This window comes from Candidatus Lokiarchaeota archaeon (assembly GCA_014730275.1).
In the GTDB taxonomy this organism is placed as follows: domain Archaea; phylum Asgardarchaeota; class Thorarchaeia; order Thorarchaeales; family Thorarchaeaceae; genus WJIL01.
In genome coordinates, this window is sequence record WJIL01000038.1 from 64,557 (window position 1) to 76,625 (window position 12,069).

The window sequence follows — 12,069 nt, forward strand, 5'->3', positions numbered from 1 at the left end:
TGCAGGTCACCGCATAACTGCCTTAATCCACCCTTCAACAATTTTGGCATCACATCCCGCTAGTAGCTTCGCAAGATGGGCTTTCAGCCGGGTAGGAGAGTATTCACGTGGATCTTCAACGTAGACAAAGGGGCTATGCTCAGATCCTTTGCAATAGTCACCCGTGAAGGGGTTAACAGAGAAATTGTGCGAATGTTTTGCGGATACAGCACTTCTACGACGCCATTCCTTGGCTCTACGATCAAATCTAATCTGGGTCGTACTCCCATATGCTTTGACCAGCTCGTAAATATGAGTCACTTTGTTACGAACCATCATGAGTTCAACAGCCAGCTTTATTCGCTCTCGATCGGTGAAAAGGCTCAGGTCGCCCTGCCGTATCTTATCAGAGAGGGTTTTCTTGAACCTGCGATTCTCAATGTAGACATTAGCCTTTTCATGGACCTCCAGTAACAAGTCTTGAGTTGTTTTATCAAGAGTTAGTGCCGTGGTTTTCTCTTCATCAGGCAGTCTCGATTCTATCTCTTGATTCTTAGTATCGCCCATCCGAGATCCCAGAAGAAACATCATCGCTTCGTAGCAATCTTTATCCCATGCTCCCATTGCTCTCATTGTTCTACCACGTAGCTGTTGCCAAGCCGTAACATTTCGAGTTGCAGTTGCATCGATAAGCAGGTTAGGTGTAGTAACATCCCAGCCAGTACGTGCCCATCTTGATACGATTATGACATTTATCGGTAGGTCTTTCGCATCTACAATTCGCGCGGTAAGATCATACATAAGCTGTTTTTTGCTGCCTTGGGCCATTTTGATAACATAGAACCTTTGTCTGCCTCCATTGGGCTGCTGAAGCTTAGATTCTATGGCATCTGAAAAACGAGAAGCGATCAGCGCATAATCATAGAAGCCGCGCATCCATTTCTCCAAATGCGGATTTGCCGTATCTAATCGGGATACTATAGTCTCTCTTTCCTCTAGATTCAATTTGTTAACAGTTTTGATAAGCGGTTGAAGCACTTCTGTGTCAAATTCAACAGGTCTCCACGCCCCCACAGAACTTAAGCTTTCTACGTAGCTAGTGATAATCTCATCAAAAGATGATTTGAAAGCTTGTAAACGTTTCGTAGGTATTTGAGTTCCTTGTGTAAGAAGACCGAACAAAGTCTGACTCAGGTCTGAACCCATGATTTCGCGCTTTATGAAAGACGCAATTCTCATAGGAATTTGCTGATTTCTTGAAAACGGCAAGTACACCTCACTTGAAAGGACAGCCATGGGAGTAAGCTCATTTTCTCCTAGCATCTGTGAAAAAATGCCAGCAACCCCTGAATAGCCTGGTTCCGCTAGACCTGACCTCCAATCAAGGCTCTTCCCTCTGCCAAAGACGATGACATTGTTTAGATCTCTTACTTGTCTCTCTGCTTGAATGACGGCACTGATGGCTTCAACTCTACCTTCACCCATTCTATAGTACAATGACCTCAGAATCCGATACAATCCCGCTATGGTATTCGATAATGTATCATCTACTTTCTCTTCAAGTTCTTTCTTAGTTGGAATTGATTGATAAGATTCTAACAGAGCATTGGCCTGAATTCGCCTTCCAAAGCCGCTAACTTTGAGTTTGGATGCTATTTCAGAACTGGTAACCAAACCAAGAAGACTCAAACGAACATCTCTAAACTTGACTAGTAGACGTCGAAATCTAATCATTCTCTTTCGTTGTGTCTTTTCGGGGTAACCAACCAATGTTTGGCGTACAAGGGCCTCATCAGACAAATTCTTGGCAATCTGGATCATGCTAATAAGTGAGAGCTCATTAAGCCCTAGGTCGCCTTCCTTTCTCCATCGTCTAAATCGTGCTTTAATTGCCTCCCTTCGATCTTTCCGATACGAGTACATATCAAGGATATCACGAGCAATGGTCAACCGTTTCTTAAAGGGAATGTCACTAAAGGTCGTCCTCAGAAAATGGGAACCCACCAAATCAGTATAATCTCTTAGAAGTGATTTATACGAACCCAGGAGCGACCGCATTTCGCTTTCTCGATCAGAGTAAGTGAATGGCACTCCGAGCTCTCCAAAAGGAGCGACGAAACCGTAGGCAATAAGATCAACAGAGGGAACGACATAAACTAGTCGAAGACCAAGCTTTTCAAAGCGCTCCCGATAGGCTTTAGCAGTACCAGAGAATCCTATGAGTCCTTCTATACTACCATCTTCAAGCCAATCCACCAACAGGCTGGTAACGGATGCAGATACTCCCTCCATATCTTGAACAACTTTGTGCACTTCATCGAGGATCACGTATCTAGTATTGCTCCCCTGAAGGAAGCGCTCAAGCGATATCTTATCGAAACCCCCTTTGCCCTTTGGTGAACCTAACTGAGCAAGTCCAGCATAAGTCATAATTAGAACTACTGGAGGTGTTTTCGACCTTTGACGCTTCATTTCGTAATCAGTTGGCGTACCGGCAAAGACATCATCTGGTGATAGTTGTAAGCCAATGGACTTGTAGCAAAGCTCACGAACCCATTGTTGTTCATAGTTGATGGTGGGTACGAGCACTAGAATCGATTCACCTGGAGAAGTAGTTTTGAGCCAATCCTGAATAGCCATCATGCCAATCAGAGTTTTTCCTGAGCCGGTTGGAGCCTCAATTAGAGGACCTTGATATCCATGACCACGGAATATCGTGAATGCATCTCGTTGATACGGTCGAGGGATTGAAGATCCTATCAAATCTCTACAGTGCCATTGCTCAATGGTTGGTCTTTCTGATTCAGGTCCAAGCAAGTCAGTAATAGTTGCGAGGAATAATTCGGAGACAAGTTCTCCAGTATCTGTCATTTCCTCGAAAAACTGCTTGAATTCAGCTGTCTTGTTCTCAATGTTGGATAGCCCTGGGAAGCCATTCATTTCAAATTCAATGTACAGCTCTTCGCCCAAGAGGGTCTGCAGACCGGCATCATCAAGATTGGTGGACATATAGGTTCTGTTGGTTCTTTCATAGGCCCCATTGGTTTTTGAAAGATGACCACTTTCCACGAGATGTCCCAAATGGCGCTCAACGGTTCTCTTCGTGGTTTTTTGGAGAAACTCATGTTCATTAATGTACTCGGTCAGCCGTGCAGCTGTCATTGACTCTATAGATTCTTCTTGAACTTTGATTAGCAGGTCCCGAATCAATTTCCCCTTAAGCTTAGGTTCCATGGCGAGATGCAGAGGAATAGCATTAGGTGCAGTGGAATGCATGTAGTTGAGTGGGGCATTTAATGCAATCAGACTCCGAAGTGAAGATACCAAACCCGCTGTATTCCTTTCCTTCAACGCAGTCCGTAAGGAACTAACAGCTTGTTCATAGTACTCGAAGAGTGCATAGAAACGGCTTTTCATCCCCGCCGTAAGCCCTTTCTCTAGGCTGGCTTCAAATTCCCGGTGTATTCTGGCTGCAAAAGACTGGGCCTGCCAACAATCTATGGCTGACTGTCTTTTTTCCTGTAGATCAGCTCCTACAGGAAGGGGTAACTCAGATAAATTGGAAGCCTGTGTTTTTGGCGGGATTTTGCCAGCGTCCCCGTCGAGTTCCCCATTTTTCATCCATTGGCCACCTTATTTTTACTTCCTTCATCAAGGAACCATTTCTTGAAAACGAACTAGAAAAATCATTTAGTAAGAGTCATCTCCTATTTCTTAGCTTTATTTTCAGAGGATTTTTGTCCTTTGAGCAAAGCTACGTTGATTCGTTCTATCAATTCCGTAGGGCTGAATGGTTTCGTAATATAGTCATCAGCTCCCGATGCAAGTCCTTCCATCATATCTTCTTCCTCAGATTTTGAAGTCAACATTATAGCAACCGGGGCGTTTTCCCCCATCTTCTTCTTAACCTCAGAAACCACTTCATACCCATCTTTCTGAGGCATCATTATATCAACCAGCATCACGTCAGGATGCTTATCAAGGACAGTTTCAATTCCTTCAACGCCATCTTTTGCTGTAATGACGCGAAACCCTTCTTTTGATAACTTGATTCGAATCAATCGCAGAATATCTTCTTCATCGTCTATTGCTACAACACGAGTCTTTCGTCTGCTTTTCCTCTTGGTCGGAACAGATGCTTGGCTCTTGACCTCATATGCAATCAAGAAAATTGCCATCGCATATCCTGCAGCTGTAACTGCAAGAGGGACAATGCAATCAGTTTCATTTTGGCTCAGAAGATGGAGAAAAGGTAACAGACCGAAGACTGAACCCAGGATTATCAGAACCAAGGCAAGTAAAAATACCAGTATTCTCCTTTGTTGCATCACGAGCTAACCCCGACCTATAGATTTCATGAGTATATATAAAGCAATTACAGACGAAAGGGTGAAGAAAACTGGATGGATAATCAGACGGTTTGAATGGTTCCCTTCGAGAGGAATTTAAGGGGGCATGTTTTCAATTATGAAGGAGATGATTACATGTCAATAGAAAGGATAGCAGTATTAGGAGCGGGACAGATGGGGAACGGAATAGCCCAAGTCTGTGCTCAAGCCGGATACAACGTAGCAATGCGGGATATCAAGCAGGAGTTCCTAGATAACGGGATGAAAACAATCCGAAAGAATCTAGAACGAGGATTGAAGAAAGACAAAATCACCGAAGAAGAAATCGAAGAAATCCTCGACTCAATTAATCCTGTCATAGATCTGGAAGAAGCAGTAGGCGATGCAGATCTCATCATCGAAGCTGTTCCAGAAATCGTCAAACTTAAGCTAGAGGTGTGGGAGGATGTAGAGAATTTCGCAAAGAAGGATGCCATTTTTGCGTCAAATACCTCAAGTATCAGCATAACACAGATGGGGGCCGTGACGAAACGGCCAGAGAAATTCATTGGTATGCACTTCTTTAATCCTGTACCTGTCATGAAGCTTGTTGAAATCATCCGTGGAGCTGCCACAGAGGATGAAACAGTAGAGGTCATCGAAACCGTCGCCGCTGAGCTTGGAAAGGAGACGGTCCTTGTTGAAGAGGCACCAGGTTTTGCTGTAAATCGGTTGCTGGTACCTGCCATAAACGAGGCGATCTTTGCAATTCAAGAAGGGGTTGCTACCGTTTCGGATATGGACAAGTCAATCGAGCTTGGCCTGAACTGGCCTATGGGACCCCTCAAACTAGCAGACTTCGTAGGATTGGACACCTTGCTACATATAGCCGATTACTTCGTTGAGGAGTTTAAAGACAGCAAGTATCGAGCACCACCACTCCTCAGGAAGCTTGTACGAGCAGGCTGGGTAGGGAGGAAGGCAGGGAAAGGGTTCTACGACTATTCAGGAGATAAGCCAAAACCATTGGAATTCTAATGAGGGGACAATCTCGGAGTTGCCTCCAGTCAGGGGGTATCGCACACCCCCTGAACTTCTTTCTTTTTGCTTCTTGAGGGCATCGAATTCCCAACAGGGACGAAGAGTTGAATAGAGTGAATGGATTGTGAAGTACCGGTGGTCTGCATGATACACGAGGTAACCGAATACATCGGTTATGATGGTAAGCGGATGTTTATGCATCTGTGGAAACCATCCGATGACAAACCTCGGGCGCTTGTTGTGGCCATCAAACGTGCTGCTTTGTCAACATTTCCCGTAATTTCCATGGGGAGGTTTTGGAGTCCCTTCTCTTCCTCAACGAAATCTTCCAATGTTCCTCTGACCTTTTCTAGAAATTTGGATGGATGGAAAGACACAACACGATAATGCTCGTTCTTTGTGAGTTGCTCGATTTCTTCCGTCAACCCACCTCCCTTTCCTTCTTCTATGATGACGAAAATATTGTGGAAATCATCTTTATCTTTGAGAACTATGTCACCCGCATCATCTACTTTCACCGCAACATGCTTAATGGAATCACCCTTCTCAAGATTCAACTCTTTCTTGTATTTTGTGAGTATCAAACCTGCAGCTCGTTCATCTGTCACATAGCCCTCTTTGAGCCACTTCTTCAGTTTGCTCTCAAGCAATTGTTTAGTGCCCTTGATGCTACCCACTGCATCTTTGATTCCTGAACTCTCAAGGAACGCGTGTGCGAATTCAGCCAATGAGCTCCGTTCTATCTCCCCGTTGGGTTTTTCGAAGTCCAGCGTTCCTTCTTTGAGGTCTAGATGATCCCTGAGCTCGGCGAATTTCGCCAAATCAATATCATCCAGCCTTGGACCTTCTAAGTTGTAGCTCTTGAAGACAGCTGGTTCAGCTGGTGTCTCCACAGGTGAGTTCGCAAACTTGTCTGTTTCGTCTGTTTCTACTTCGTATTCTGCTGCTTCAAGATCCAACCACCGTGTACCGATAGACAGCATGCCCGTATTGCCAATCAATTCATTGTCTTGCTTATTCCTCGTTGTTGACCCAAGGAATCTGGCCGCATCTCTCGTTACTGCATCGATTCCGTAGGCATACTGTCCCATGAAGAGCAGGACACAGAGCAAAGAGAGGATGATAGCAAGCTTCTTCTTCCCTGCGCCGGCTGTGACCACTGTCATAGAAATCAGCGTGACAAGTACGATTATGGAACCAATGCCACTATCCTGACTTGTTTCAGCACCGTTTTGTGAGTTCAGGGATTCGATGAGTGTATCAGGGACGAAAACTTCCCGTATCTGCGTTCTGTCCCAGCCTGCGATACCGGTCTCGCCTTCTTCATCGACTGCTTCGATTTGAGGAGTGAACACGAGTTCCGGTTCGTCCGCTGTCTGAAGCCCAGCCTTTATCTCCTTCATATTCACAAGGTCAGTCGTCCTCGCAACTCCGTTTATACCATCGATAGTCCACGCTTCCATCAAGGTATCAAGGTTCTGGCGGGCATTGACCAGTCGGCGAGCACCCATTCCGTCATCAAAGAGATCCTGTAGCGTTCCGGTGCCCCTGAGTGCCTCGACAGCTTCCCGAGATAGTGCGAGGTCAGCATCGCCATCATCATTGACAAACAGGCCCGAGTTCCTGTCGAATCGCTGTGCCACCTTTGCTGTGAAAGAATCAACGTCCAGCAGAAGCGGCATAACGGTGGGATTGAGACTATCCTTACCGATAATCATGTCAAGAGTCTCTACCACGTCAAGTTGCTTCTCATAGTCCATATCCTTGAAAGGTGACCCGTACCGGGAGCCCTGCTCAAACAAGGGTTGATTCCAGACAAGATATGGCTCCACTTCTGGAAAGTCCGCTCTGTTCGCATCCGGAGCTATGATTTTGTTCAAGTTGATATCGTGTAAACCTAGCAAATTCACGCATTCGAGTGTGTTCGCTGTCCGTAGAGCCCAATACTTTGTGTAGAAGTCACCTTCCGTAAGCCACTTGTTCAGGGTGAGTGACCCCCTGAATGATGATTGCAGGTACTGTTTAGCTATCCCAATGTCTATCGCGTCAAGCATATCCAGTATGTCAAGGGTCTCGACGATGAGCGCCGTTGTCCTGAAAGCGGGGCCGTTCTCGCCTTCCGTGACGAACCCGCCGCGATACGGACTTTGCATCTCTGCATACTGTTCAACGATAGTATCAAGAGCTATACCCATGCCGACTGGCCAGCTGTCTGGATTTTCCATCAGCAGCTTGGCCGCATCAAGGGTAGTTTCAAGGTCTGAAACAGCGCCCGGTTCTGCGGCAAACCCTTTACCATCGTAGCACTTCATGACGTACTCCGCTACGGCCATGGGTGGTTCCGGTTCTTCCTGCGACAGCTGGGCCACAGCTGTTGACGTCATCCCAGTGATGATGAACAGCGTCAGGATGCTGAATATCATCACGAATCGCTTTGCGTGGATTGCTCTAGTCAATCGTTACACCGCCTATTGATTTGCACGTTTGTTATTAACCTCCTACAATGGCAGATACAGGATGCGCTGAACAGGGTAAGGATGCCGAATACCATCACGAATTGTTTTGCGTTGATTGTTCTAGCCTTGTGTGATTCCTCGGGTAGAAAGTGATAGAAGGAGCATACGTGTATGCGGACCGAGGACTGGTTGTGGTAATGAAGTCAGAAGAATCCTGGCCTACTGGTCTATGTATTACATACACTTCTATGTGGAGGACATATTCCATTAAGCCACAGAAATGGATTGGATACTGTCTAATACGTGTAGCTGGTTATTCTGTCGATAGTATACATCCTTATAAGATAAATCAAGTATGTGTTTAATGAATACGGATGAATAAACAGGACATCTTCAAGAGCAATAAAATTGCTAGACTCGCTACGTTGAGACATAACGATTATGTTTCATCAGTCTCCTGGCATCCTGACATTATTAGATTAGCCACCAGTTCCATAGATGGGACTGCTGTCATCTGGGACGGAACAAGTGGAAAGAGAATTGCGACCTTCTCTCTGGAAAAGGGATTTTTCGAGGTAGTATGGAGTCCTGACGGCTCACGCTTGGCAACAAGAGATAGAGGGTATGTGAGTTCCGGGCATTCAAAGAATAGCAAACGTTTGTTTTCCGTGCGCATTTGGGAAACAAGGAGTTGCAAGGAACCCATCATACTTCTGCATGATGACCGCATTGATGAAATCGCATGGCACCCAGACGGAGATAGGATTGCTACAGGATCAGATGATGGTACAGTTAACATCTGGGATACGAAGACCGGGAGTAAGCTCGCCACTCTACATCATAGAGACTTGGTAGAAGAGGTGTCGTGGAGCCCAGACGGGTCGAAACTTGCTACTGGGTCGTGGGACAACACCGCTCGTGTCTGGAATCCTGAATCAGGTGACGAGCTGTTTCGAATAGACAAGTACAAGACAGAGGGGGGTGTTGCATGGGGGGCTGTCGCATGGAGCCATGATGGCATGAAGATTGCAACAGCATCAAAGAATCAAACAATTATCATATGGGATGCAAGAGAATGGAAGAGAGACGCAATTCTGCAAGCACAACACAACCTTTCTTTGGTGAAGTGGAGTCCTAGGGGTAACCGGCTTCTTGCAGGAGTTCATTATACACCAGACACCCCGTTTCCACACCGGACTGACACAAAATGCTATTTGTCCATCTGGGATGTTGAGCAGGGTCTAGATAACGCAGTCTGGAAACATGACGGCATAATGCGAGAAGTGGTATGGAATCCCGATGGCAAGAAGATTGCTATTGGCTTAGATAATGGCACAGTCTACATTCTGGATGCAAGAACCGGGACCGAGCTCGTGTGCATGAATCATGATAAGCAGATTCTCTCTATGGACTGGACTCCCGATGGAACTAGACTGGCGACTGGATCTAAGGACAATACAGCGGCTATTTGGGATTTTTCCAAAGTCAAGGAATTCTAATGGTCCGGTCAGCACCGCCACTTCTGAGGAAGCTGGTACGAGCTGGATGGGTAGGTAGGAAGGCAGGCAAAGGTTTCTACGACTACTCAGGAGATAAGCCGAAACCGTTAGAATTCTAATTTGGAGGCAACTGTGGAGTTGGATCCAAGCAGGGGGTTGTTCTATATCCCCCTGAATCTTTTTTTCTTGTATCCCGAATACATCAAATTTCATGACTGTGACGAAGAATTGAATAGAGTTAGTGGACTGTGAAGTACCAGTGGTCCGCATGGTACATGAGGAAACCGAGTACGTTGGTTATGATGGTAAACGGATGTTTATGCATCTATGGAGGCCTTCTGACAACAAACCTCGGGCGCTTGTAGTGGCTGTCCATGGTATCGGGAGCCATGGAGGAGACATGAAGAGAGTAGGCGAGTTTCTGGCAGAACGAGGGGTGGCAGTATTTGCTCCAGATATGAGAGGTTTTGGGCATTTTGAAGGAATGAAGGGCCATGTAATGGATTTCGACGAGTATAACGAAGATATGTGCAATATTGTCATGCAAATCAAAGACCAGTACAAGAACAGGTTAACCTTCGCCTATGGTCACTCATTGGGAGGATTGCATGTTATCCGTTATGTAGTGCGATATCCTAACGAAATAGATGGAATGATGCTCTCTGCTCCAGCTGTTTCCGAAACGCTTGACATTGGTAAGGCAACGAGATTGCTTGGAAGAGTGCTATCAGTCCTGAATGTCAAGTGGTACATGGATAATGAAGTCAAATTTGATTGTCTCACAAGAAACAAAGAAGCCATAGAACGGCATAAGCAAGATGACCTGCGTTTCGACAAAGTAACGCCACGGTTCGGCATCGAAGCTTTGCAAGCAAGAGCTGAAGGGTTCGAATCAGCCGAGCGAATCAGGGTGCCGGTATTGATGCAACAAGGGGGAGACGACAAGCTGGTATCTCCAGAGAAGAACAGGGAATTCTTTGACAACATCGATATCGAGGACAAGACATGGAGATTCTACGAGGGTTTCTATCACGAACTCTTTGAAGAACCAGAAAATGAGCGAGTCCTTTCGGATTTATACTCCTGGCTAGACAAGAGACTAGTACGGTAAGAATTCTTACTGGGAAATGGATGTGTTCGCAATCGGAGAAAGTCGTCGATAGACTTGGTACGTTATCTTCGCTACACAGATTTGAGATCCCCAACTTGTATTTCTATTTGCAGAATCTACTCCTTTTTCACAAGAGCATTCGTGCCATATAGGACCAAAAAAAGAGAAGGGAGAGCCATGCCCCCCAGCTCTAGGGAGACATAACCCACCTTTTGTTTTATTCCTCTGGTAACAGTTCGTCCTTGTGCCCGAACAGGATGTGTGGTGGAATCAACAGCGCGGGCAATGATGTCAGGATGATCAGTACCCAAGCCATTGGCTCCAAGGGCATCGTATCGAACAATGGCTGCATGAACGGAGCATAGATTGTCATCAACGTCAGGATGATCGAGACCGCCACTGCAGCAAACAAAGCCGTGCTGTGACGGATCTCTGTGCGCCATATCGGGTGGTACTCATCTCGACAATTCCAGACGAATATCAGCTCGAACGTGACCACGCTGGCAAACACCGCTGTCCGTGCATGTCGTAGATTAGTCACATAAGGCTCGATGTCCCAATTGACCATCGGGCCGGTTAGGCCGGGTATATGGCCAATGTAGGTGTTCAGTGACCATAGGAACATGAAGCTCGACGCGAGGAATGCGACGAATCCTGCGACCAGGACGAAGGAAATCATTCCGCGATCCATCATCTTCTTGCCTGGTTCTCGCGGCGGTCGTTCCATCACGCCTCTGCTCGGTGGGTCAACACCAAGGGCCAAGGCCGGGAATCCATCCGTGGCGAGGTTCAGCCAGAGGATCTGTATGGGTGTGATTGGTAGAGGTAGGTTTGTTCTGTCGAATAGTCTCAGTGCTTTGCTTCAAACTCTGCTAGCTTCAGTATGTAATCGCGCATGGTTTCAGACATCTTTGTTGATGGATAGACGGCTTCGCCTGTTTTAGTTATATCGATATCAAAATCCAACTTTGAAAGGGCACTGCGCAGCTGTTCGAACTGTGACACCGTGCACTCAAGTCCAACCTCCACTCGTAATAATAGTTGAAACCCATAAGCTGTCAACCAGAGAGGTCTGAGGTTCACGGAATCTTCCCTATTGTCTACCCTCAGAGTGATTTCCTCGACTTCCTGAAGCCTAGCCTTAAGGATGCGAGGTATTCTCAGGGAAAGTTCTGGGCGGGAGTTCTCTTTCATTCCATCCAAATCAGCAGCTACAGTCGTACCACATGCATCTACTTGGCTGCAGAATTCCTCAATGAGCATACTCTTGATATCGGACGCATCTTCTTCATGCATTATCGACTCGAATTCATCTGTGTCAATGTCTAGGTACCCGAGCCACCCAGCACCAACTGATTTAGACAGGCATTGGACGAGGTGCAGGATCTTCCAGTCAGGTTCGTGTTCTCGTACTACGGGATAGAGCATGCGTATCGCGACAAGGTTACGGATAGGGACAGGTACGTCATACTCCCTGATGAAGGCATCTCTTGCTTTTTCACCATGTAATGTATGGAATGTGAATTCGGGCACTTTGTCCATGGTAGACTTACTGAAGAACGTGATACAGAGATCTTCACGTTTGCCTTTTCGTGCCCAGACCATTTTGAGATTGGGGCATGCAAGGAGTGGAGTTATATCAACCGTATCTAGAT

The 12,069-nt window shown here is 46.2% G+C and carries 8 protein-coding genes; 4 read left to right on the forward strand and 4 right to left on the reverse strand.

Features of this window, described 5'->3' with window-relative positions:
• Positions 1-6: 6 nt before the first annotated feature.
• Both GF309_05025 and GF309_05030 read right to left on the reverse strand, forming a co-directional pair.
• Positions 7-3,600, reverse strand: a complete 3,594-nt coding sequence (locus GF309_05025) for a DEAD/DEAH box helicase (GenBank protein ID MBD3158132.1) — start codon at positions 3,598-3,600, stop codon at positions 7-9.
• Positions 3,601-3,686: 86 nt separating this feature from the next.
• On the reverse strand, positions 3,687-4,307 hold the full coding sequence (locus GF309_05030) for a response regulator (GenBank protein MBD3158133.1): 621 nt from the start codon (positions 4,305-4,307) through the stop codon (positions 3,687-3,689).
• A gap of 156 nt (positions 4,308-4,463) precedes the next feature.
• Between GF309_05030 and GF309_05035 the strand changes: the two genes are divergently transcribed.
• A complete protein-coding gene (locus GF309_05035; protein ID MBD3158134.1) occupies positions 4,464-5,345 on the forward strand; it encodes a 3-hydroxybutyryl-CoA dehydrogenase in 882 nt (293 codons plus the stop codon).
• Positions 5,346-5,521: 176 nt separating this feature from the next.
• Here the strand turns inward: GF309_05035 and GF309_05040 are convergent, their stop codons facing one another.
• Positions 5,522-7,804, reverse strand: a complete 2,283-nt coding sequence (locus GF309_05040) for a hypothetical protein (GenBank protein MBD3158135.1) — start codon at positions 7,802-7,804, stop codon at positions 5,522-5,524.
• Positions 7,805-8,178: 374 nt separating this feature from the next.
• Between GF309_05040 and GF309_05045 the strand changes: the two genes are divergently transcribed.
• The 3 genes from GF309_05045 to GF309_05055 all read left to right on the forward strand — a co-directional run bounded on the left by GF309_05045 (position 8,179) and on the right by GF309_05055 (position 10,414).
• The gene (locus tag GF309_05045) at positions 8,179-9,303 is read left to right on the forward strand and encodes a hypothetical protein (protein MBD3158136.1); all 1,125 of its coding nucleotides are present in this window, start codon (positions 8,179-8,181) and stop codon (positions 9,301-9,303) included.
• Positions 9,303-9,422 carry a hypothetical protein gene (locus tag GF309_05050; GenBank protein MBD3158137.1) on the forward strand — a complete coding sequence of 40 codons (120 nt, stop codon included), beginning with the start codon at positions 9,303-9,305 and terminating at the stop codon, positions 9,420-9,422. Before GF309_05045 ends, GF309_05050 begins: the two co-directional genes overlap by 1 nt.
• Positions 9,423-9,571: 149 nt before the next feature.
• Positions 9,572-10,414, forward strand: a complete 843-nt coding sequence (locus GF309_05055) for an alpha/beta fold hydrolase (GenBank protein ID MBD3158138.1) — start codon at positions 9,572-9,574, stop codon at positions 10,412-10,414.
• A gap of 217 nt (positions 10,415-10,631) precedes the next feature.
• Here the strand turns inward: GF309_05055 and GF309_05060 are convergent, their stop codons facing one another.
• Positions 10,632-11,267, reverse strand: coding sequence for a hypothetical protein (locus GF309_05060; GenBank protein MBD3158139.1), 636 nt, complete (start codon positions 11,265-11,267; stop codon positions 10,632-10,634).
• Between the last annotated feature and the right edge of the window lie 802 nt (positions 11,268-12,069).